This window comes from Actinacidiphila acididurans (assembly GCF_016918855.1).
GTDB lineage: Bacteria > Actinomycetota > Actinomycetes > Streptomycetales > Streptomycetaceae > Actinacidiphila > Actinacidiphila acididurans.
On the sequence record NZ_JADKYB010000013.1, the window covers coordinates 20,917 to 42,953 of the forward strand.

At 73.6% G+C, this 22,037-nt stretch carries 21 protein-coding genes and 1 pseudogene; 10 read left to right on the forward strand and 12 right to left on the reverse strand.

Going from position 1 to position 22,037, the window contains the following annotated elements; genetic code table 11:
- Positions 1–15 precede the first annotated feature (15 nt).
- Both ITX44_RS23300 and ITX44_RS23305 read right to left on the reverse strand, forming a co-directional pair.
- Entirely contained in the window at positions 16–477 is a 462-nt protein-coding gene (locus ITX44_RS23300; RefSeq protein ID WP_205359291.1) for a MarR family winged helix-turn-helix transcriptional regulator, read from the reverse strand.
- Between the two features lie 160 nt (positions 478–637).
- Positions 638–1,132, reverse strand: coding sequence for a MarR family winged helix-turn-helix transcriptional regulator (locus ITX44_RS23305; protein ID WP_205359292.1), 495 nt, complete (start codon positions 1,130–1,132; stop codon positions 638–640).
- Between the two features lie 156 nt (positions 1,133–1,288).
- On the opposite strand from ITX44_RS23305, the gene ITX44_RS23310 reads away from it, so the two are divergent.
- The 4 genes from ITX44_RS23310 (at position 1,289) to ITX44_RS23325 (ending at position 5,019) form a co-directional block, all read left to right on the forward strand.
- Positions 1,289–2,755, forward strand: coding sequence for an MFS transporter (locus ITX44_RS23310; RefSeq protein WP_307795449.1), 1,467 nt, complete (start codon positions 1,289–1,291; stop codon positions 2,753–2,755).
- 135 nt (positions 2,756–2,890) lie between these two features.
- Positions 2,891–3,883, forward strand: coding sequence for a dihydroxyacetone kinase subunit DhaK (gene dhaK, locus ITX44_RS23315; RefSeq protein WP_205359293.1), 993 nt, complete (start codon positions 2,891–2,893; stop codon positions 3,881–3,883).
- 36 nt (positions 3,884–3,919) lie between these two features.
- Complete coding sequence (dhaL, locus tag ITX44_RS23320; protein WP_205359294.1) at positions 3,920–4,576, forward strand: dihydroxyacetone kinase subunit DhaL; 657 nt, start codon at positions 3,920–3,922, stop codon at positions 4,574–4,576.
- A complete protein-coding gene (locus ITX44_RS23325) occupies positions 4,573–5,019 on the forward strand; it encodes a PTS sugar transporter subunit IIA domain-containing protein (RefSeq protein WP_205359295.1) in 447 nt (148 codons plus the stop codon). Before dhaL ends, ITX44_RS23325 begins: the two co-directional genes overlap by 4 nt.
- Positions 5,020–5,105: 86 nt before the next feature.
- Here the strand turns inward: ITX44_RS23325 and ITX44_RS23330 are convergent, their stop codons facing one another.
- From ITX44_RS23330 to ITX44_RS23375, 9 genes are all read right to left on the reverse strand, one after another.
- Entirely contained in the window at positions 5,106–5,405 is a 300-nt protein-coding gene (locus ITX44_RS23330; RefSeq protein ID WP_372440975.1) for a hypothetical protein, read from the reverse strand.
- A gap of 142 nt (positions 5,406–5,547) precedes the next feature.
- A complete protein-coding gene (locus ITX44_RS23335; protein WP_205359296.1) occupies positions 5,548–6,591 on the reverse strand; it encodes a questin oxidase family protein in 1,044 nt (347 codons plus the stop codon).
- A 130-nt stretch (positions 6,592–6,721) separates the two neighbouring features.
- Positions 6,722–8,359, reverse strand: coding sequence for an MFS transporter (locus ITX44_RS23340; RefSeq protein ID WP_307795450.1), 1,638 nt, complete (start codon positions 8,357–8,359; stop codon positions 6,722–6,724).
- Between the two features lie 234 nt (positions 8,360–8,593).
- Positions 8,594–9,406, reverse strand: a complete 813-nt coding sequence (locus ITX44_RS23345) for an ABC transporter permease (protein WP_307795451.1) — start codon at positions 9,404–9,406, stop codon at positions 8,594–8,596.
- A gap of 26 nt (positions 9,407–9,432) precedes the next feature.
- Positions 9,433–10,326: an ABC transporter permease gene (locus tag ITX44_RS23350; RefSeq protein WP_265934284.1), complete on the reverse strand. Its 894-nt coding sequence runs from the start codon at positions 10,324–10,326 to the stop codon at positions 9,433–9,435.
- A 1-nt stretch (position 10,327) separates the two neighbouring features.
- A complete protein-coding gene (locus ITX44_RS42270; protein ID WP_443609511.1) occupies positions 10,328–11,548 on the reverse strand; it encodes an ABC transporter ATP-binding protein in 1,221 nt (406 codons plus the stop codon).
- Between the two features lie 133 nt (positions 11,549–11,681).
- A complete protein-coding gene (locus ITX44_RS23365) occupies positions 11,682–12,188 on the reverse strand; it encodes an NUDIX hydrolase (protein ID WP_205359298.1) in 507 nt (168 codons plus the stop codon).
- A gap of 290 nt (positions 12,189–12,478) precedes the next feature.
- Positions 12,479–13,024 (reverse strand): hypothetical protein, encoded by a 546-nt coding sequence (locus ITX44_RS23370; RefSeq protein ID WP_205359299.1) that lies wholly within the window; start codon positions 13,022–13,024, stop codon positions 12,479–12,481.
- A 45-nt stretch (positions 13,025–13,069) separates the two neighbouring features.
- Complete coding sequence (locus ITX44_RS23375) at positions 13,070–13,837, reverse strand: glutamate racemase (protein ID WP_205359300.1); 768 nt, start codon at positions 13,835–13,837, stop codon at positions 13,070–13,072.
- 264 nt (positions 13,838–14,101) lie between these two features.
- Between ITX44_RS23375 and ITX44_RS23380 the strand changes: the two genes are divergently transcribed.
- From ITX44_RS23380 to ITX44_RS23400, 5 genes are all read left to right on the forward strand, one after another.
- The gene (locus tag ITX44_RS23380; protein WP_205359506.1) at positions 14,102–15,265 is read left to right on the forward strand and encodes a glycosyltransferase; all 1,164 of its coding nucleotides are present in this window, start codon (positions 14,102–14,104) and stop codon (positions 15,263–15,265) included.
- A 189-nt stretch (positions 15,266–15,454) separates the two neighbouring features.
- Positions 15,455–16,048, forward strand: coding sequence for a DUF6643 family protein (locus ITX44_RS23385; RefSeq protein ID WP_205359301.1), 594 nt, complete (start codon positions 15,455–15,457; stop codon positions 16,046–16,048).
- Positions 16,049–16,078: 30 nt separating this feature from the next.
- Positions 16,079–16,909, forward strand: a complete 831-nt coding sequence (locus ITX44_RS23390; RefSeq protein WP_205359302.1) for an MOSC domain-containing protein — start codon at positions 16,079–16,081, stop codon at positions 16,907–16,909.
- A 95-nt stretch (positions 16,910–17,004) separates the two neighbouring features.
- Positions 17,005–17,604 (forward strand): Rv1733c family protein, encoded by a 600-nt coding sequence (locus ITX44_RS23395; RefSeq protein WP_205359303.1) that lies wholly within the window; start codon positions 17,005–17,007, stop codon positions 17,602–17,604.
- 293 nt (positions 17,605–17,897) lie between these two features.
- Complete coding sequence (locus ITX44_RS23400) at positions 17,898–20,297, forward strand: right-handed parallel beta-helix repeat-containing protein (protein WP_205359304.1); 2,400 nt, start codon at positions 17,898–17,900, stop codon at positions 20,295–20,297.
- On the opposite strand, the pseudogene ITX44_RS23405 reads toward ITX44_RS23400, so the two are convergent.
- Positions 20,267–20,702: pseudogene (locus ITX44_RS23405) on the reverse strand (hypothetical protein); the annotation flags it as partial. The gene ITX44_RS23400 and the pseudogene ITX44_RS23405 overlap by 31 nt on opposite strands.
- Positions 20,703–21,157: 455 nt before the next feature.
- Here ITX44_RS23405 and ITX44_RS23410 point away from each other — a divergent pair.
- Entirely contained in the window at positions 21,158–22,000 is an 843-nt protein-coding gene (locus tag ITX44_RS23410; protein WP_205359305.1) for a DeoR/GlpR family DNA-binding transcription regulator, read from the forward strand.
- The last annotated feature ends 37 nt before the right edge of the window (positions 22,001–22,037 follow it).

The following is a 22,037-nucleotide window of genomic DNA, read 5'->3' on the forward strand; positions in this document are numbered from 1 at the left end:
CGGGTCCCTCGCCCCTCAGGGCCGCGCCGAGACGTTCGCGGTCAGCCGGCGCAGCAGTTCGCGCAGCCGCGCGGTGTCCTCGGTGGACAGGTCCATCGCCGCGCCGATGGCCGGTGGTACGGCGGCCGCGCGCTCGCGCAGGGCGCTGCCCTGGGGGGTGAGGGTGACCTCGACCGAGCGCTCGTCGTCGGGGCGGCGCTCCCGGCGGACCAGGCCGTTCGCCTCCAGGCGCTTCACCAGCGGGGTGAGGGTGCCGTAGTCGAGCTGGAGGGCGGCGCCGAGTTCCTTGACGGAGACCGCCTCGTGCTCCCAGAGCACCAGCATCACCAGATACTGCGGATAGGTGAGTTCCAGGGCGTCGAGCAGCGGTCGGTAGCGCGCGGTCACCGCGCGCGAGGCGGCGTAGAGCTCGAAGCAGAGCTGGTCGTCGAGCAGCAGGGTGACGGTCCGGCTGTCCGGCTCGCTCGGTGTGCTCATCCCGTTTCTCCCTTCGTACGCCCCGATCGCAGATCCGTTCAGGGTAACGCTTTCCGGGTGCCCGAGGCGAAAGCCCGCGATTGACTCGTGCACGATGCAACTATCCCGCGGGGGTGGGCGTCTGTCCGCAGGGGTGGGGCGTCGCGGGAACGCGCGGCGGTCAGTCGGCCGCCCGGGGCCAGGGGCGGTCCTCCAGCGCCTCGATCGCCTCGTTGAACCGGATCAGCGCGCGGGAGAAGTCCGCCACCTCTTCCGGGGTCCAGTCGGCGAGCAGGCCGTGCAGGCCGGTGGTGACCCAGGCGCGGTAGGCCTGCATCCGCCGTTCCCCCTCCTGGGTGATGCGCAGCTTACGGGCCATTCCCCCGTTCGGGTCAGGAATGCGCTCGGCGAGACCGGACCGGAGCATCGCTGCCGTCTGCCGGTTGACGGTGGAGGTGTCCAGGCCGAAGGCGTCCGCCAACTGGCCGATGGACAGCGGCCCGTCCAGCTCGATCCGGCTGAGCAGGATGTACGCCGACCGCTCCAGCCGGGCATCGGGTTCGGGCTCGGCGCCGTACGGGCTGCGCAGCGCGCTGTGCCGGCCGAGCAGCATCAGCTCCCGCTCCAGGTCGGCGATGCCGGTCCGCCGGTCCCGCCGCTGCTCCGTCTCGCTCATCGGCTCCACCGTATCGCCCCTGCCTGGCACTCCCGGGACCTTGGATATGCACCATGCACATGATATGCATGGTGCACATCGCATCGCTGGCCCCTTGCCCTTGCCCTTGCCCTGCCCTGCCCTGCCCTGAGTGCCCTCCCCCTTCTGGAGTCCACCGTGAGTACCGAGACACCCCCCGAGGCAGCCCTGCCGCGCACCGGCGCGGTCGTCGGCGTGCTGGCCGGCGCCGGGATCACGGTCTCGCTGATGCAGACCCTGGTCGTCCCGCTGATCCCCGACCTGCCGCACCTGCTGCACACCAGCGCCGCGAACGCCTCCTGGGCGATCACCGCCACCCTGCTGGCCGGCGCGGTGGCCACCCCGGTCGCCGGACGGCTCGGTGACCTGTACGGCAAACGGCACGTCCTGGTGGCCAGCTCCCTGCTGCTGGTGCTCGGCTCCGTGGTGTGCGCGCTGACCAGCGCGCTGGGCCCGATGGTGGTCGGCCGGGCGCTCCAGGGCTTCGGCATGGGCGTCATCCCGCTCGGCATCAGCCTGATGCGCGACGTGCTGCCGCCGCGCAAGCTCGGCTCGGCGGTGGCGCTGATGAGCTCATCGCTCGGGGTCGGCGGCGCGCTCGGGCTGCCGCTGGCGGCGGTGATCGCCCAGCACGCCGACTGGCACGTGCTGTTCTGGGGCTCGGCCGGGGCGGGGCTGCTGGTGGCCGTCCTGCTGGTACTGCTGGTGCCCGCGCCGCGGCCCACCGCCACCGGGCGGTTCGACGCGGTGGGCGCACTGGGCCTGAGCGTGGGCCTGCTCTGCCTGCTGCTGCCGATCTCCAAGGGCGGCGACTGGGGTTGGGCCACCGGACGGACGCTGGGGCTCTTCGGGGCATCCGCGGTCGTGCTGGTGGTGTGGGGGTGGTGGGAGCTGCGCGCCCCCGCGCCCCTGGTTGACCTGCGGACCACCGCCCGGCGCCAGGTGCTGATGACCAATCTGGCGTCCGTGGTCGTCGGATTCGCCATGTACGCCATGTCGCTGATCGCCCCGCAACTGCTGGAACTGTCCAGTGCCACCGGGTACGGCCTGGGCCAGTCCATGACGGCGGCGGGGGTGTGGCTGGTGCCGTCCGGCCTCGCCATGATGGCCGTCTCCCCGCTGGGCGCGCGGCTGTCGGCCGCCCGGGGCCCGCGGACGTCGCTGCTGGCCGGCTCCCTGGTGATCGCCGCCGGGTACGCGCTCGCGCTGCCGCTGATGGGCCATGCGTGGGGGGTGATGGTCTTCGCGGCCGTCATCAGCGCCGGCATCGGCTTCGCCTACGCGGCCATGCCGTCCCTCATCATGGGCGCCGTGCCGGTCGCCGAGACCGCGGCCGCCAACGGCCTGAACACCCTGATGCGCTCCATCGGCACCTCGTCCTCCAGCGCGGTGGTCGGGGTGGTGCTGTCTCACATGACCACCCGGGTCGGGCCGGCCACGATCCCCAGCGAGAACGCGTTCCGCACGGGCTTCGTCGTGGCCGGCGTCGGCGCCCTGGCGGCCGCGCTGGTGACCCTGGCGATACCCGGTCGGCGGACCCCGTCCGGGGGGCGCGTGACGGACCGTACCGGCGCGGGCGAAGCGGAGGCTACCCGCGCGCGCTGACCGGGGGTTCGCGGATGCGCCGGCGTACCTCGTTCGTATGGCACGTTGTTCCGATCGGCATACCGTGGGTACTAGCGGATGGGCACTGCCACCGATGCATTCCGCCGCCGGGCCGCTTCGTACCAGGAGGAACCCATGAGGATGCTGATCAACGTCCCCGAGACCGTGGTCGCGGACGCCCTGCGCGGGATGTCCGTGACCTACCCGGACCTGACGGTGGACGTCGAGCACCGGGTGGTCATGCGCAAGGGCGTCCCCTACGAGGGGAAGGTCGCCCTGGTGTCCGGCGGCGGGTCGGGGCACGAGCCGCTGCACGGCGGCTTCGTGGGCCGGGGAATGCTCACGGCGGCCTGTCCCGGGGAGGTGTTCACCTCGCCGGTGCCGGACCAGATGCTGCGGGCGGCGGCCGCGGTGGACAGCGGCGCCGGGGTGCTGTTCGTCGTCAAGAACTACACCGGCGACGTGCTCAACTTCGACATGGCCGCCGAGCTCGCCGAGGACGAGGGCGTGCAGGTGGCGAAGGTGCTGGTCAACGACGACGTGGCGGTAACCGACAGCCTCTACACGGCGGGGCGGCGCGGGACCGGGGCCACGCTGTTCGTGGAGAAGATCGCCGGCGCCGCGGCCGAGGAGGGCGCGCCGCTGGACCGGGTGGCCGCGATAGCCCATCAGGTCAACGAGATGTCCCGGACCTTCGGCGTGGCGCTCAGCGCGGTCACCACTCCGGCCAAGGGCGGCCCGACCTTCGACCTGCCGGACGGCGAGCTGGAGCTGGGCATCGGCATCCACGGCGAGCCGGGCCGGGAGCGGCGCGGCATGATGACCTCGGGCGAGATCGCGGACTTCGCGGTGGACGCGGTGGTGGACGACCTGCGGCCGGACGGCCCGGTGCTGCTGCTGGTCAACGGGATGGGCGCGACCCCGCTGCTGGAGCTGTACGGTTTCGCCGCCGAGGTGCACCGGGTACTGGCCCAGCGTCAGGTGCCGGTGGCCCGTAGTCTCGTCGGCAACTATGTGACCTCACTGGACATGGCGGGCGCATCGGTGACGATCTGCCAGGTCGACGAGGAACTGCTGCGGTTGTGGGACGCGCCGGTCGCCACTCCGGCGCTGCGCTGGGGCTGCTGAGCCGACCTCCCCTTCCCCTTGCTGAAAGGCCACGGTATGAACGCCCCCACCGGTTCCGCCGTCGATGCGGACTTCCTGCGGCGCTGGCTCGGCACGGCGACCGAGTCGATAGAGCGCGAGGCCGACCACCTCACCGAGCTCGACTCCCCCATCGGCGACGCCGACCACGGCGGCAACATGCGGCGCGGCTTCCGGGCCGCGCGCACCGCCGTCGAGCAGGAGCCCCCGGACACCCCGGGGGCCGTCCTGGTCGCGGTGGGACGGCAACTGATCAGTACGGTCGGCGGCGCGTCCGGGCCGCTGTACGGGACGCTGCTGCGGCGCGCGGGCAAGTCGCTGGGCGACGAGCCGACGGTGACCGCCGCTCAGCTACGGGACGCGCTGCGGGCCGGCGTGGACGGGGTGGCGCAGCTCGGCGGCGCGGTGCCCGAGGACAAGACCATGCTGGACGCGCTGCTGCCGGCGATCGACGCGCTGTCCGGGGCGCTGGACGCCGGCGGCTCGCTGGCAGAGGTGCTGGCCGCGGCGGCGCAGGCGGCCGAGGACGGCGCGAAGGCGACGATCCCGCTGCGCGCCCGCAAGGGCCGGGCCAGCTATCTGGGTGACCGCAGCATCGGCCACCAGGACCCGGGGGCGACCTCGTCGGCGCTGCTGATCGCGGCGCTCGCGCAGACCGCACAGGAGGCGGCATGACGTACCCCAGCGATCCGGCCGCTCCGGGACCCGCCTCAGGGCGGGCCCCGCTTGTCGGAGTGGTGCTGGTCTCGCACAGCGCGTCGGTGGCCGCCGCGGTCGCGGAGCTGTCCGCCGGGCTGACCGGCGGGGCGGCCGACGTGCCGGTGGCGCCCGCGGGCGGCGGGCCCGACGGGGGCCTGGGCACCAGTTCCGACCTGATCGCCGCCGCCGCCCGTTCGGTGGACCGCGGCGCGGGCGTGGCGGTGATCGCCGACCTGGGCAGTGCCGTCCTGACGGTCAAGGCGCTGCTCGCCGACGAGGAACTGCCGGCGAACTCGCGGCTGGTGGACGCCCCTTTCCTGGAGGGCGCGGTAGCGGCGGTGGTCTCCGCCTCCGCGGGCGCGGACCTCGACACGGTCGCGGCGGCGGCCGAGGAGGCGTACAGCTACCGCAAGACCTGATCCGCTCCCCCGGGCGTGCCCCCGGGTCGTGCTCGCCGATGTCGTGCCGGCCGTCGCCTCGGCGGCCGGCACGACATCGGCACGGCTCAGCGGCCGTACTGCAGCAGTGCCCTGACCATGCGGCAGGTGATGTCGGACGGCGGGTGGACACCGATACGGGCGGCGGTGGCGCGGATCACGGCGTTGCCGGCCCGGGCCGGCTCGTAGACGCCCGAGTCGAGCAGGGCGATGGTCAGCCGCATCGTCTTCAGCCGGCGGTTGTGCGCGATGTACCACTCGCGCGGCAGTCCGGCGGGAAGCGGCTTCTTGGGCATCGGGGCCGGCTGGACCGGCAGTGTCAACTGAGTCGGGCGGGTCTTCGGCAGGGGCAGTACGGCAGCGGCCATCGGCTTCCTCCACAGGCGTCGGCCAACCCTTTCGAACACTTCGATTTTACCGCCAAGCACTGACAAAGTCCCCTGGCCAGAGGCAGTATGACGGGTCTTCGGGGGGGTCCCGGGCCGGTACGCCGGCCGGTTCACGGGCCCCTCAGCCTGGCGGCGCGCCGAGCAGGTCGCAGGCGTGGTGGGCGGCCGCGAACAACCGCGGATCGGGGTGGTCGGCGTACTCCCGCCGGGCCGCCTCGGAGACCTTGATCGCGTGCTCGTCGCCCAGCTCCACCGCCCGCTCCAGAGTGCGCCGCCGCACCTGCGGGTCGTCCCCGTCCACCGCGGGAGTGGCCGGCTCACGCCGGTCGGAGGCGGTGAAGATGTTCAGCAGGGTGGCGCTGACGTCGCGGACCGCGTCGTAGGAGGGGCGGGCGTATTCGGCGGGCAGGTACGGCAGCACCATGCGCAGCGCCGCGGGCGCGGTCACGGTGTGGACGGCCGGCACCGGGTTGCCGCGGCCGATGGTCGTGTAGCGGCCGGCGCCGATGGCGGTGAGTTCGGCGAGCGCGGCGTCCACGGAGGTGTCCAGCGCGGCGTCGGCCGCGGCGAACAGCCTGCCGGGGGTCCGGCGGCCGAGGGTCCGTACCGCGCCGACCGCCTTGGCACCGCGGGAGGCGGCGCTCTGCGGCGACTGGTGGAGCCCGGCCCAGAATGCCAGGCCGTTGGCGAGCTCGTCGAGCTGGTACCGGCTCGGGGTGTCCGCGGCGGCGACGGACCGGACCGCGTGGGCGGTACGGATCAGGCCGTGGGTGAGCCCGGCCAGCATCCCGGGGGTCAGCCGCGGCCACCAGGTGGCCAGCGTCTGCCGCCAGCCCAGGGCCTCGATCTCGCGGCGGAAGAGCGCCGCCCAGTCGGCCAGCCGCCGGGTCTCCCCCAGCGCCGCACGCCAGGCCGCCGGGTCCGCGGGATCGATCGGGGCGACCAGGTCCGGCAGCGCGCCCAGCCCGCGGGAGGCGGCGTACCGGTCCACCCAGCCGGGCACCAGGTCGCCGTGGCCGAGGGTGGCCAGGGCCTCGGCGCCCATCGGGGCGTGGAGGGCGAAGCCGCGCAACGTGTTGCCGTGGCCCAGGAAGAACCCGGCGTGGCCGCGGTCCAGCCGTTCGAGGGCTTCGTTGACGGCGATGTCGTACTGTGTTTCGGCCATGACGGACAGTCCCCTCGGGAATCCGCGCTCGCCACCACGGTAGGCGCGGCGGCGGGCACGCGCATCCCGCGGGGTACGGGGTACGGGTGCCCGCGCGGGCGGCGTGCTCGCCGTGGTGGGCGCCGGGTGGCTAGCCGTGCACGGGCGCCGCGCTGTCGTCGGCCACGGCGTGCTGGTCCGGCAGCGGCAGGCCGTGCGGGTTGGCGGAGGCGCCGTCGGACTTCGTCACGAACAGGCAGGACAGGGCGCCGACGGCGAGCACGGCCACGCCGACCAGCAGGGTGGGGTGCATGGCGTCGACGAAGGCGTGGCCGAAGACCGTACGGCCGGTGTCCTGCACGCGCTGGGCGACACCGGCCGGGACCCCGCGGGGCAGGGTGCTGCCGGAGGTGTTCCCGGCCACGGCCAAGTGCTTGCCGGCGTGGTCGAAACCGCGCAGGAAGCCGTCGCGGTACGGGGCCGGCACGTCGCCGGCGTACCGGGCGGCCTGGTCCTTCAGGGAGGCGGCCAGCCGGCCCTGGAGCACCGCGCCGATGACCGCGCCGGCCAGCACCGAACCGACCTGCCGCAGCGCGTTGTTGACGCCGGAGGCGGCGCCGGTGAGCCGGGGCGGCACGTTGCGCATGACCTCGCCGGCCATCGGCGAGAAGGTGCAGCCCGTACCCAGGCCCATGACGAACAGCGGCGCGATCACTCCGGTCCAGCTCCCGCCCGCGTCGGCGATCGCCATGATCCAGGCCAGCCCGCCGCCGAACATCGCGAGTCCGGTGAACAGGACCCACCGGCCGCCGACCCGGTCGGCCAGGACCGTGGCCGGGCCGGCGGTGACGAAGGAGCCGATGGACAGCGGCAGCAGGATCACCCCGGCCTTGACCGCGCTGTAGCCGAGCACCGACTGGAGGTAGACGGTGATCGGCAGGAACAGGCCCACCACGCCGAAGGTGATGGCGATGCCCACCGCGTTCATCAGCGTGAAGTTGCGGTCCCGGAACAGGGAGAACGGCACCAGCGGCTCCCCGTCCTGGCGGCGGCGCTGGTGGCCCAGGAAGACCGCGCCGACCACGGCGGCGGCGCCGATGGTGGCCCAGATCCCGGCGTCCCAGCTGTACTTCTGGCCCTCGATGAGCGCGAAGGACAGCAGGAAGAGCGCCACCGAGGACAGCGCGACGCCGGTCAGGTCGAACCGGTGCCGGACCTGCCGGGTGGCCGGCGGGATCCAGAGCACCGCGCCGGCCACGGCGAGCACGCCGAGCGGCACATTGACGAAGAAGATCCAGCGCCAGCCCAGGTCGGAGACCAGGACGCCGCCGACGGTCGGGCCGGCCGCGCCGGACACCCCGGCGACGACGCCCCAGACGCCGAGCGCCGCCCCGCGCTTCTCGGCCGGGAAGACGTCGACGATCATCGAGAGGGTCTGCGGCAGCAGCATCGCCGCGCCCACCCCCTGGACGGCCCGGAAGCCGATCAGCACGGCGGCATCGCCGGACAGCCCGCAGGCCAGGCTGGCCAGGGTGAACAGCGCCACGCCGTAGACGAACAGGTTCTTCTTGCCGATCAGGTCGCCGAGCCGGCCGAAGGTGATCATCAGCACGGCCAGCGCCAGGGTGTAGGCGTTGGTGATCCACAGGATCTCGTCGAGCGACGCGTCCAGGTGGTCGACCATGTCGGGGATGGCGATGTTGACGATCGTCAGGTCGAGAAGCGTCATGAAGAACCCGACGGACAGCACCGTCAGGATCGCCCACGGGTTGCCCCGCACCTTGTTCACAGTTCCTCCTTGCGAGCTTGCGGGCTCGGTGCGCCGCAGCCCTGCGACGCCCGGCTCCATGCCCCCTGGAGGTGCGCGGCGGCCCGGGGTGTGACATCGGGTCCGTACGGTCCGCGCGGTGATCCGTACGGCCGCCCGCGGTGAGGGGTGCGTCGCAGGTGCTGCGGCTCGTGTCGAACCACGGTCCCCGGTGCCGCTCGGCGGCGACTCGACGCAGGCTCAGGGCGCGGGCGGTCAGGAGACGAGGGTGCGCTCCAGGCGGCGCAGCGCCAGGGCGGTGGAGAGCAGGCCGAAGGCCAGGAGGTACCCGGCGGCCACGGCGACCCGCACGTCCATCACGCCGAGCGAGGGCTCCCGGACGAGTTCGATGCTCTGGTAGAGCGGCAGGCACTCGACGCCGATCTGCACCGGCCGGGCGTACACGCCCAGCGGGTAGAAGGTGGTGGCGAACAGGAACATCGGCAGCATGACGAGCTGGATGAGCTGGAAGTCCTGCCAGTCGCGCAGGTACGTGACCACGGCCAGGCCCGCGGCGGCGAAGGCGAAGCCGATCAGCAGCGCGCCCGGCACGATCAGCGCGGCCCAGGCGGAGTGGACCAGCCCGGCGCAGGCGACGACGGCCGCGAACACGATGGCCACCACGGTGCCGCGCAGCAGCGCCCACAGCACCTCGCCGAGCGCCACGTCCCGCACCCCCAGCGGGGTGGCCAGGATCGAGTCGTACGTACGCAGCACCTTGAGCTTGGCGTACATGTTGAACGTGGTCTCGTTCATGGCGCCGTTCATCGCCGCGGTGGCCAGCAGCGCGGGCGCGACGTACTCCACATAGCCGACGGAGGGGTCGCCGAGGCCGGGCACGTGGCCGACCAGGGCGCCGATGCCGACGCCCATGGACAGCAGGTACAGCACCGGCTCGAAGATCTCGGCGAGCAGCAGGTACCAGGTGTGGCGGTAGATGGTGAGGTTGCGTTCGACCAGGGCGGCGGCGCCCGCGGCGCCGGTGGTGGCGTTCGGGGTACGCGGCCGGCGGAGCAGCACGGTGAGCACGGCGGTCTCCTTCTGCTTCGGCTCGGTCAGCGGTGCAGCCGCCGGGTGTAGCCCCGGCGGGCGAGGACGATTCCGGTGAGGGTGAGGGTGAGCAGGTAGCCGGTGTGCACGGCACTGGCAGCGGTCCCGGCGGTGCCGAGCGCGGTGTGCCGGGTCAGCTCGACGCCCTGGTAGAGCGGGGTGCAGGCGGCCACCGTCCGCAGCGCTCCCGGCAGTTGGGAGGCGGGGAAGAAGGTGCCGGAGAACATGTAGAGCGGCATCAGCACGAAGCGGTAGACACCGTTGATCCGGCTGGGCCGCTCCACGGTGATCGACCATGCGACCAGCGGCATGGCGAACGCGGTTCCGGTGAGCAGCACCGGCCCCAGGGTGAGCAGCGCCCGGCCCGGCCCGGTCACGCCGAAGGCGACCGTCACCGCCAGGAAGAGGGCACCGCTGGTCAGGATCCGGAAGACGACGAAGAGCAGGTGCCCGGCGAGGATGTCGCCGGGGCGCATCGCGGTGGCCGCGGCGGCCGGGTAGTTGCCCTGCGCGCGGGCCGACTGGAAGACGGGGAACGCGCCTTCGACGAAGGCGTTCTGCATGGCGGAGGCGGCCAGCAGCCCGGGCGCGAGGAAGTCCAGGTACGGGGTGCCGGCCAGGTGGCCGCTGTGGTGGGCGTCGACCAGTTTGCCCAGTCCGCCGCCCAGCGCGGCCAGGAACAGCAGCGGGTTGACGACGCTGATCACCACCGAGCCGCGCCAGATCCTGCGGTAGCGGCGCATCCAGTAGCCGAATTCACGCAAGGCGGGGACGCGGGCGACCCAGGTGTCGAGCGGCGTCGGGCGGTCCGGTGCCGGATCGGGGGCGGGGGCCGTGGCGGGGGTGGTTCCGGGGGCGGCTTCGGGGGTGGTCCCGGGAGTCGGGAGCGCGGCGGTCATGTCAGTCCACCAGGGTCCGGCCGGTCAGGGTGAGGAAGACGTCCTCCAGGCCGGCCCGGCGGACCAGCGCGGTGAGCGGCTGGATGCCGCGCCGGTGGACGGCGGCCAGCGCGGCCTCGCCGTCGTCGGCGTAGAGCAGCACACGGTCCGGCAGCACTTCGACGCGGTCGCCGAGGTCGGCGAGGGCGGTGACATCGGGGTCGGTGGCGCGGCCGGAGCCGGTGGGCCGGGCGGCGGGGCCGGCGGAAGCGACGGCGGGTTCGGGCGCCGGTTCGGCGGGACCTCGCGCGCGCCGGTCGCCGTGCTGATCAGCGCCCTTCTCGTCGCCGCGCTCGCCGGCCTGCTCACCGGGCCGCTCGGGCGGGGCGAAGCGCAATTCCAGCACCTCGCGGGTGCAGTGGCGGCGGATCAGCTCCTGCGGGGTGCCCTCGGCGACGATCAGGCCGTGGTCCATGACCACCAGCCGGTCGCAGAGTTGTTCGGCCTCGTCCATGTAGTGGGTGGTCAGCAGCAGGGTGACGCCTTGGCTCTTGAGCCGGAACAGCCGCTCCCACAGCAGGTGCCGGGCCTGCGGGTCGAGGCCGGTGGTGGGCTCGTCGAGCAGCAGGATCTCCGGCTGGTTGATCAGCGAGCGGGCGATGGTCAGCCGGCGCCGCATGCCGCCGGACAGCGCCTCGACCTGTTCGCCGGCCTTGTCGGCCAGGCGCGCGAAGTCCAGCAGCCGTTCGGTGCGCTCCTTGATCACCGCGCGGGTCAGGCCGAAGTAGCGGCCGTACACCAGCAGGTTCTCCCGCACCGTCAGTTCGGTGTCCAGGGTGTCGTCCTGCGGGACCGAGCCGATGCGGGCGCGGATGGCCGGGCCCTGGGCGGCGGCGTCCATGCCGAGCACGGTCAGCCGGCCGCCCGAGACCGGTGAGACGCAGCCGATCATGCGCATCGTGGTGGATTTTCCGGCGCCGTTGGGGCCGAGGAAGCCGAACGCCTCGCCGCGGCGGACGGTGAAGTCGATGCCGGCCACCGCCTCGGTGGGGGCGCCCGCGCCGCGGGCGGCGTGCACCTTGCGCAGGCCGGCCGCCTCGATCAGTACGTCCCGGTCGGCGGCGCGGGGTCGGCCCCGTGGCCCCGCTTCGGGCGCGCCGTCGGAGCCGGCTGCCGCGGCGCGGCTCGAGTCCGCGGCCGTGTCGGCGGTTGGGTCCGCGCTCGTGTCCTCGATGTCCGACACCGGAGTCCTCTCGACGGGGGCCGTGCCCCGGGCGCGGGCCGGGAGCGCCTGGGCAGCGGCATCCCATCAGAGAACTCACGTAAATTTCAAAGGGTTTAGCTGCAACAAGTGGACGAGGCCACGAAATTCAGGTTCACGGCACCGGGAAGCCGGGGTCCAGGCCGGGCGCCGGCGCGGGCGCGAACCAGGTGGGGTCCTCGCGCAGCGCCAGCTCGATCCGGCCGCGGGCGATCGGGCCCAGCGGCGGCAGCTCGTCCAGCGCGAACCACCGCACGTCCAGCGACTCGTCGTCGTTCACCCGGGCCTGGCCGCCGACCGCGCGGCAGCGCAGCACAATGTCGATGTACTGGGCGTGGTCGCCGTTGGGGTACACCACCGGCTCGTTGGTGAAGACGCTCAGCACCCGCTCCACGACCGCGGACACGCCGGTCTCCTCCATGATCTCGCGCACCGCGGCCTCGGCCGGCTGCTCGCCGGGGTCCGGGATGCCGCTGACGAGTGCCCACCGCCCGGTGTCGGTGCGCTGGTTGAGCAGGACCCGGCCGCGGCCGTCGAAGACCACCATCACGACACCCGGCAGGAAGAGCAGGGTGTCCCCCGCCTTGGCGCGGATGTCCTGGATGAACTTGGGGATCGCCATGACCAGAGCCTACGAGACGGCGCGTGAACGCCACATCCGCATCACGTTTCACAGCATGGACAAACCCCACGCACAACCTGTCCACAACCGGGCGAGTCACCCGTTACGGTGACCCGAAACACAGTGGCGCCCGCATGCCGTGGTCACGGCGGCGGGATTTCTGGCGGGAGTGGCGACGGCCCGGCCGCTGACGGACGAGGGGGTACGGCCGGACGGGTGACACGAGGCGACGTACGGGGGCGGGTGAGGACCGCCGTCCATGGCGTACGGGTGTTACCGGGTGAAGGGTGTCACGCCCGGCCGGAGGGGCGGGTACGGAGCCGGACGAGGGACCGGATGACCTGGGCCGCGCCTTCCGGATCGTCCACCGTGACGGTGAAGCGGTGGCCGCCGGGCAGGTCGATCACCAGGCCCGGGCCGCGGCGCACCACCACGGCGGTGCCCTTGTCGGGGCGCCAGCGGTAGCCCCAACCGCCCCAGGTGCGGGGGCTGACGACCGGGGCGACCCGGCAGTCGCTCACCTGGTCGAGCGGGATACGGCGGCGCGGCAGTCCCATGTGCCCGCACCGCACGAGCACGGCTTCGTGGTCGACACGTACGTGCACATGGGTGAACGCGATGGTGCCGAACAGCACCAGCAGGCCCACCGCCAGGCAACCGACGACCGACATCACCAAGGGTGCCAGACCCGAGGTGTCCGGCCCGTTCACGGCCAGCAGGATGCCCAGGGCCAGGCAGGCCCCACCGGCTGCCGCGAGCAGCCACTGCACTCGGTTGCGGGCCCGGCCCGTCCACTCCTGTGGCGCGCGGGCCTCTGGCCGGGGAGGGTGCGTCATGGCACGAAGGGTACCGATCGGACGCCGCCACGGCACCGGTGCGGTTCAGGCCGTTCCGGAGGACGCCACCACAGCCGCACCTTCGGAGTACGTCAGCGCCGCCGCAGGAAGCTCCCCCTTGTGCCCGCTGAGGATCACCTCGAGGGCCCCTTTGCGGCCCTCCACCGCCGGGCCCGCCGCGATCCGGCGCAGCACCTGAGCGGCGACCGCATCCGCGGAGCCGTACAGGACCGCGCCCGGCACCGCGGCGCCGATCCGGTCGGCGACGAGTTCGTAGTGCGTGCAGCCGAGCACCACGGCGCCCACGTCACGCGGGGTCAGCGCCGCCGCGGCCTTCACCGCGGCCTCCACGGCCTCGGCGTCACCGCTCTGCACGGCGTCCGCCAGTCCAGGACACGGGACCTCCGTGACCGCGGCACCGTTCCCGAAGTCGGCGATCAGGCCCCGTTGGTAGCTGCTGCCCGTGGTCGCCGGCGTGGCCCAGATCGCCACCGCCCGGTGCGCGGCCGCCGCCGGCTTGATCGCCGGTACCGTCCCGATCACCGGCAGGTCCGGCTCGAACCGGGCCCGCAGCACCGACAGCGCGTGCACCGACGCGGTGTTGCAGGCGACGATCAGCGCGTCCAGCCCGTGCGCCGCAGCGGCCTCCGCACACGCCAGCGCCCTGCGCGCCACGTCCGCCCCGCTCCTGGGCCCCCACGGCATCCCCTCCGGGTCCGCCGACAGCACCAGATCCGCGTCCCCGCGCGCCCTGCGCACCGCCGCCGCCGCGGGCAGCAGCCCGATCCCCGAGTCCACCAGCCCGATCTTCACCCGGCCCACCTTACGGCCCCCTCACCCCCGCCTCCGGACACAGCGTCCCCGGAGCGACCCGGACGCCGAAGGGACCGGGGGGGGAGGCCGCCTCCCCCCGTTCCGCCGCGACGGCGAGAAGCGGGACGGCGAAGACCGGCGGTGCCGAACCCACCGGACCCCCGGAACAAGTGCCCGAGCCGGAAAGAAGCCGCGGCAGCGGAAGACGCGGGTGGTGCGGCCCGCCACCCGCGCAGCGTGGTGCAGACTGCGGGCGTGGACGTGATGACGGTGATCGCCGGGGTGGCCCTCGGTGCGTGGGTGTGGCTGGTGGCCGCCCAGGGGATGTTCTGGCGGACGGACGTACGGCTGCCGCGGCACGAGGGCGAGCCGGAGCGGTGGCCGGACGTGGCGGTGGTGGTGCCGGCCCGGGACGAGGCCGAGGTGATCGGCGTGAGTCTGCCGTCGCTGCTGGCCCAGGAGTATCCGGGGCAGGCCCATGTGTTCCTGGTGGACGACGGGAGCACGGACGGCACCGGTGAGCTCGCGAAGGAGCTCGCCGACCGGCTCGGCGGGCTGCCGCTGACCGTGACCTCGCCGGGCGAGCCGCCCGCGGGCTGGACGGGCAAGCTGTGGGCGGTCCGGCACGGCATCGAGCTGGCCCGGCAGACCACCGGCGCCGAGTTCCTGCTGCTCACCGACGCCGACATCGCGCACCGCCCGGACAGCCTGCGCGGCCTGACCGCCGCCGCGGCCGAGAACGGCCTGGACATGGTGTCCCAGATGGCCCGGCTGCGGGTGCAGACCGGCTGGGAGCGGCTGATCGTGCCGGCCTTCGTCTACTTCTTCGCCCAGCTCTACCCCTTCCGGTGGATCAACCGGCCCCGCTCCCGTACCGCCGCCGCGGCGGGCGGCTGCGTCCTGATCCGCTCCTCCGCGGTCACCGCGGCCGATGTGCCGGACGCGATCCGCCAGTCCGTGATCGACGACGTGGCCCTGGCCAAGGCGGTGAAGCGCTCGGGCGGGCGGATCTGGCTGGGCCTGGCCGAGCGGGTGGACAGCGTCCGCCCCTACCCCGGGCTCGGCGAACTGTGGCGGATGGTGTCCCGCAGCGCCTACGCCCAACTGCGGCACAGCCCCACCCTGCTGGCCGGCACCGTGCTGGGCCTGGCGCTGGTGTACCTGGTGCCGCCGCTGGCCGCGATCGGCGGCGCCGCGGCCGGTGCGTGGCCGCTCGCCGCCCTGGGGCTGGCGGCCTGGGCGCTGATGGCCGGCTCGTACCTGCCCATGCTGCGCTACTACGGGCAGCCGTGGTGGCTGGCGCCCGTTCTGCCGTACACGGCGGCGCTCTATCTCGGCATGACCGTCGATTCCGCGGTGCAGCACTACCGCGGCCGGGGAGCGGCCTGGAAGGGCCGCACCTATGCGCGCCCCGACCCCGGTTTGTGACGAACCATCAGGCCATTGGCGACCGGGGCTTAACGCCTTCGAAGCACGCCTTTTACCTGATCACAGCACTGCACGGCGACCGGTTTCCGGGGATTCGACGGTATTGGCCACCTAGACCACTCCCCGCACGCGAAACAACCTGCTGATCGGTCTCCCCAACGACCACATCGTGGGCTTAACTTATGGCTCATGACCACCCCCCGCGCCTCGTATGGTGGCGGCTCCGGCAGCTACTACCCTTCTTCCTCGTCCTTTCCGGACACCCCGATCTACGACAGCCTCGTCGCCGAACGAGGTACGCCTCAGATCGCCCCCATCCGCGTGCCCGCGGCCTACACTCCGTACGATTCGGGGAGCTACACCTCGTACGGATCCGGCAGCAACCTCCCGGCCCTGCCCGCGCTTCCGGCGCTTCCTTCGGGGCCCTCCGCGCAGCAGCAGCCGCCCCAGTACCCGCAGCCACAGCAGCACCAGCAGCAGCCGGGCGGCGGCTACCCGAACGCGGGCGGCTACCCGCAGCCGCCGGCCCCGTACATCCCGCAGCAGCAGCCCCTGCCGCAGCGGCCGCCGGCCCCCGGCTACAACGGCTACCCCAACGCGGGCGGTTATCCGGGCCCCGGCCAGCAGCCGTCGCCCGCGGGGTACGAGGCCGCCCGTCCGGTCCCGCCGCGTCCGGTGCCGCCGCGCCAGGTGCCCGGCGGTCACCAGGAGGAGCCGTACCAGCGGCGCAATCTGGGTCTGGGGGCGCAGCCGCCCCAGCAAGGGGGCTATTACCAGGGCTGACGGCCGGGCAGCGGCTGCGAGGATGGTCGCATGACCATGCCCGAAGTGAGCGCGCTGCACGTGTACCCGGTCAAGTCGTTGCGCGGGATCAGTACGCCGGAAGCGGTCGTGGAGCCGTGGGGGCTCGCGGGGGACCGCCGCTGGGCGCTGGTCGACACGCGCACCATGCGGGTCGTCACTCAGCGGGACGAGCCGCGCCTCGCGCTGGTCACCGCGCTGGCCGGGGCCGACGGGAGCCTGCGGCTGTCCGCGCCCGGAATGCCGCCGGCCGAGGTGGCCGTGCCCGGCTGGGCGCCGCTGGAGACGGCGCGGATCTTCGCGGGCAAGGTGGACGTGCTGCCCGCCGACGACGCGGCCGGTGCCTGGTTCGCGGACTACCTGGGCGGGTTGCCGGTGCGCCTGGTCCACCTGGACGACCCGGCGGTGCGCCGGCCGATCGATCCGGACTGGTCGCGGCCCGGCGACATGGTGAGCCTGGCCGACGGCTTCCCGCTGCTGCTCACCACCACCGCCTCGCTGGACCGCCTCAACGAGTGGATCGCCGAGGGCGACCGGCCGCACGAGGGGCCGCTGCCGATGAGCCGTTTCCGGCCGAATGTGGTGATCGACGGCACCGGCGCATGGGCCGAGGACGACTGGCGGCAGGTGCGGATCGGCGAGGTCCTCTTCCGGGTGGCCAAGCCCTGCGCGCGCTGCGTGGTGACCACCAACGACCAGGACAGCGCGCGGCGCGGCGGCGAGCCGCTGCGGACGCTGGCCCGGCACCGTAATTTCGGCACGAAACTGCTTTTCGGCCAGAACCTGATTCCTGAGCATTCCGGAACCCTGCGCGTCGGCGATGCGTTGACCACGGTGGAGTAACGGCGGCGACGTGTCACGCCCGCGGCCCGTGGGGCGCGGGCGTGCGGGATTCGCGCCGCCGACGGAAGGGCATCGCATGAAGGGGGTGGCCGTCGGTGGGTCGTCGCGAAGGGACCGGCAAGCTCGGATGGCGATGGCGGCGCAATCCGCTGCGCCGGCGCTCCGACCTGGTCGAGGCATGGCTGGGGCTGGTCACCGTGGTCGTGCTGTGCCTGCTGCCGCTGTTCGGCTGGTGGGCGGGCCAGGCGGTGGACCGGGCACTCCAGCGGGTGGTGCGCTCCCAGCGCTCCGAGCGCACGCTGGTGACCGCGCATCTGGTGCCGCCGCCCGGCGGGCACGGCTCGTCCTCGGGCGCCGACTCCGATCCGCGGCACCGGGAGCGGCTGCGCTGGACCGCGCCGGACCACTCGGTGCACACCGCCGCGGTCCCCGTGGATCTCGAAGTCTGGCAGTCCGACCGGATCATGCTGTGGACCGACGACAAGGGCGCCCTGGTGCCGCCGCCGCTGGACGCGGCGACCGCGACCACCCATTCCGTGCTGGCCGGCACCGCCGCCGCGACCTCGGCGGCCGGGCTGGTGCTCATATCCCGCAGGGTCGTGCTGTGGCGCCTGATGCGCCGCCGGATGGCGTCCTGGGAGCGGGAATGGGCCCGGGTGGGCCAGGACTGGGGCCGGGCCGGCGCGGGCGGCTGACCGGCAGCCCCGAGCAACAACCCCACAAGCAACGACCCCGGGAGCAACGACCCACCGCGCAGGGGATCGGCATGCCGACGCCCCGGAACAGAAGCGCGTAACAGTCGTGTTGCGCGCGGGCGTTCACCGGCCCGTGGCGGATCAGGGCAGGTGGGGGCGTACCGGACCGGACCGCGGCCGGGTTCGGCCGGTTGTCCGCGGACGACTGCCCGGAGGCGTCACGACCATGCCCGCGCTCGCGCTACCGTTGGTCCCCGGTCGGCCGATGCAAGAGGTGGGGGCAGAGCAGCCCGATGGCACATGGCGTGGTGCAGGTCACGAACCCGAACGGCTCGCGGTGGCGCCGCCGCACCGGTGAGTACGACACTCTGGCCGCCGCGCTCGAAGCGGCGGTCGACGGCGACGTGCTGACGGTGAGCGCGGGCACGTACCGGGAGAATCTGGTGCTGGACCACGCGGTCACCCTGCGCTGCGCGGACGGTCCCGGCACCGTGCGGATCGCCCCGTCGGCCGGCGTCGCCCTGACGGTCCGGGCCGCCGCCGCGGTGCACGACCTGCTGGTGGAGGGCCAGGACATCACGGCCGCCGCGCTCCTGGTGGAGGACAGCGCCCCGGAGCTGACCGGCCTGCGGATCAACACCCGTTCCGCGGTGGGCCTGGAGATACGGGACGGCGCCCGGCCCACCGTGCGGCGCACGTCGGTGGACAACCCCGGCGGGATCGGGATCAGCGTCCTGGACGGCGCCGGCGGGCTGTTCGAGGAGTGCGAGGTGGTGTCCGCGGGCCAGAGCGGGGTGAGCGTGCGGTCCGGCGCCGCGCCGCGGCTGGAGCGCTGCCGGGTCCACCACGCCTCCGGCACCGGCCTGTCGGTGACCGGCGAGGGCTCCACGCTGGAGGCCGTCGGCTGCGAGGTGTTCGAGATCCGCGGCGCCGGAGTGCAGCTGTCGGCCCGCGCCACCGGCCAGTTCACCGACTGCCAGGTGCACCGCACCACCGGCGACGGCATCTCCCTGGACACCGACGCGGTGCTGGCGCTGTCCGACTGCGACATCCACGACGTGCCCGAGAACGCGGTGGACCTGCGCGCGCGTTCGGTGCTCACCCTGACCCGCTGCACGGTGCGCGGGTTCGGCCGCAACGGACTGTCGGTGTGGGACCCGGGCACCCGGGTGGACGCCAACGGCTGCGAGATCCACGACAGCACCGGGGACTACCCGGCGGTGTGGGTCAGCGACGGCGCGGTGGCGATCCTGGACACCTGCCGGGTGCACGACGTGCCCGACGCGCTGTTCGTGCTCGACCGCGGCTCCCGGGCCGACGTGGTGGACAGCGACTTCACGCAGATCCGCAACACCGCGGTGTCGGTGAGCGACGGCGCCGCGGTGCAACTGGACGACTGCCGGATCCGGGAGGCGGCCACCGGCGCCTGGTTCCGCGACCACGGCAGCGGCGGCACCCTGGCCCAGGTCACCATCGACGACACCTCGACCGGGGTGATAGTCACCAAGGGCGCCGACCCCACCCTGGAGCGCTGCACGATCACCAACCCGGGCGAGGCGGGGGTGTACGTGTCCGCGGAGGGCCGCGGCACCTTCACCGCCTGCCGGGTCACCGGCAGCCGCGGCTTCGGCTTCCACATCATCGACGGCTGCCGGTCCACGCTGACCAAGTGCCGTACCGAACGGTGCGCGCGCGGTGGTTACGAGTTCGCCGAGCCGGGCCCGGTCACCGAGGACTGCACCAGCGACCGCGCCGCGACCGAGGAGACCCCGGCGCCGGTACCGGCCACGACCCCGGCGCGGCAGCCGGCCGTCCAGTCGTACGGCCTGCTGGGCGCGGTGCCGGCGCCGCGGGCCGCCGAACCGGCCGTGCAGGTGGTGGAGCGCACCGGCGAGGAGCTGCTGAGCGACCTGGACGCGCTGGTCGGCCTGGACGGGGTCAAGCGCGAGGTACGCACCCTGATCGACATGATCTCGGTGGGGCGGCGGCGCGAGCAGGCCGGCCTGAAGGCCGCGTCCCCGCGCCGGCACCTGGTCTTCACCGGCTCCCCCGGCACCGGCAAGACCACGGTCGCGCGGCTGTACGGGGAGATCCTGGCGTCGCTGGGCGTGCTGAACCAGGGCCACCTGGTGGAGGTCGCCCGGGTGGACCTGGTGGGCGAGCACATCGGCTCCACCGCGATCCGCACCCAGGAGGCGTTCGAACGGGCCCGAGGCGGCGTGCTGTTCATCGACGAGGCGTACGCGCTGGCGCCGGAGGACGCGGGCCGGGACTTCGGGCGCGAGGCGATCGACACCCTGGTGAAGCTGATGGAGGACCACCGCGAGGCGGTGGTGGTGATCGTGGCCGGCTACACCGCCGAGATGGAGCGGTTCCTGTCCGCCAACCCCGGTGTGGCGTCCCGTTTCTCCCGCACGATCACCTTCGGCGACTACACCGCCGACGAGCTGCTGTCGATCGTGGAGTCGCAGGCGCGCGAGCAGGAGTACCGGCTGGGCGACGACACCGGGGAGGCGCTGCTGAAGTACTTCACCGCGCTGCCCAAGGGCCCGGCCTTCGGCAACGGGCGCACCGCCCGGCAGACGTTCGAGGCGATGGTCGAGCGGCACGCGATGCGGCTGGCCCACGTCGCCGAACCCACGCACGACGAGCTGCAGTTGCTCTACCCGGAGGACTTGCCGGCGCTGCCCTGAGCGGGCACCGGCCCGGTGGTCGAGGACAGCCGGGCCAGCAGCAGCGCCCGCTGCTCGGCGAAGGCCGGGTCGGCCCGGTAGTCGCAGTGCCCGAGGATCGGCTCGGGCAGCGGGTGGCGGGCGCTTCGCCCGTAGCCGGCCGGGTCCAGCAGCGGCCCGCAGTCCACCGGGTCCTGGCCGGTGCCGACACGGACCGGGCCGCCGATGGGGTCGGTGCCGCGCCACAGATTCGACCAGGTGTGCATCTGCCGGTGCAGGTCGCGCAGCCGCGCGGGCCCGAAGCGGGCCGGGAACCAGCGGCCGTAGAGGCGGGCCAGCGGGCAGCCGTAGGGGCGGCCAGAAGGGGCCGACGTCCCACAGGATGGCGACGGTGCGCCGGGCCGCCGGGTCGCGGTAGGCGCGGCGATGGATTCCGGCCGTTTCGTCGCCGGCCACCCGGACCGTACGCGGGTCGTCGAGCATGCGCTCGGGGGTGGCGCCGCCGACGCTGTGCACGATCAACTCCAGGGCGAGCGGGCGGCGGTCGGCCGCCTCGGTTTGCATGTCCACGGCCATGGCAGCTCCGGTGCGCCGTGCTCCTCCCCGGTGGTGCCCGCCGCGCCGCGGCGGTCACCGTGCCGCGCGCCGGCCGTGCTGCAATCGTGATACGACCGGCCGGAGGCGGCCGAGGACGGGCCAGGGGACGGCCAGGAGCGATACGGAACGGTCATGCGCCGTACACCTGGCACCCCATGGCGTGGAAGGATGACCGCAGCGGACCGGCGTTCCCGTGACCGGGGGACGGAGCCCGGCCGCTGCGTCGCTCGACGATGCGCGACGTTGACACGACCGACGACGACACGAACGGGACGGGGTCACGGGTGAGCGACAACCAGAACCTCCTCGCGGAGCAGCGGCGAGCCCTGATCCTGGACGAGGTGCGGCGCCGGGGCGGCGTGCGGGTCAATGAGCTGACCCGGCGGCTGAACGTCTCGGACATGACCGTGCGCCGCGACCTGGACGCACTGGCCCGCCAGGGTGTGGTGGAGAAGGTGCACGGCGGCGCGGTGCCGGTGGTGGAGCCGAGCAGCCACGAGCCGGGTTTCGAGGCGAAGTCGGGGCTGGAGCTGGGCGCCAAGGAGGCCATCGGCCGGGCCGCGGCGGCGCTGGTCCCGCCGGGCAGCGCCATCGCGCTGGCGGGCGGCACCACCGCATTCGCGCTGGCCCATCATCTGCTGGACGTGCCCGACCTGACCGTGGTCACCAACTCGGTACGGGTCGCCGACGTCTTCCAGTCCGGGCAGCGGCGCGGCCAGAACCACCGCGAGGCGGCGGCGACCGTGGTGATCACCGGCGGCGTGCGCACGCCCTCGGAGACCCTGGTGGGCCCGGTGGCCGACCGGGCCATCCAGTCACTCCACTTCGACCTGCTCTTCCTCGGCGTGCACGGCATCTCGGTGGAGGCAGGGCTGTCCACGCCGAATCTGGCGGAGGCCGAGACCAACCGGCAGTTCGTCCGCTCGGCCCGGCGCGTCGTGGTGATCGCCGACCACACCAAGTGGGGCACGGTGGGCCTGAGTTCGTTCGCGTCACTGGAGGACGTGGACACCCTGGTGACGGACGCCGGGATCCCGGAGGTGCTGCGCGAGGAGATCGCCGAGCACCTGTCCGACCTGATCGTGGCCGGTGAGCCGCCGGCCGACAACCGGGCGCCCGGGGCCTGATCCCGGACCGCCTTTCGAGGCCGGCGCCGCGGCCGGG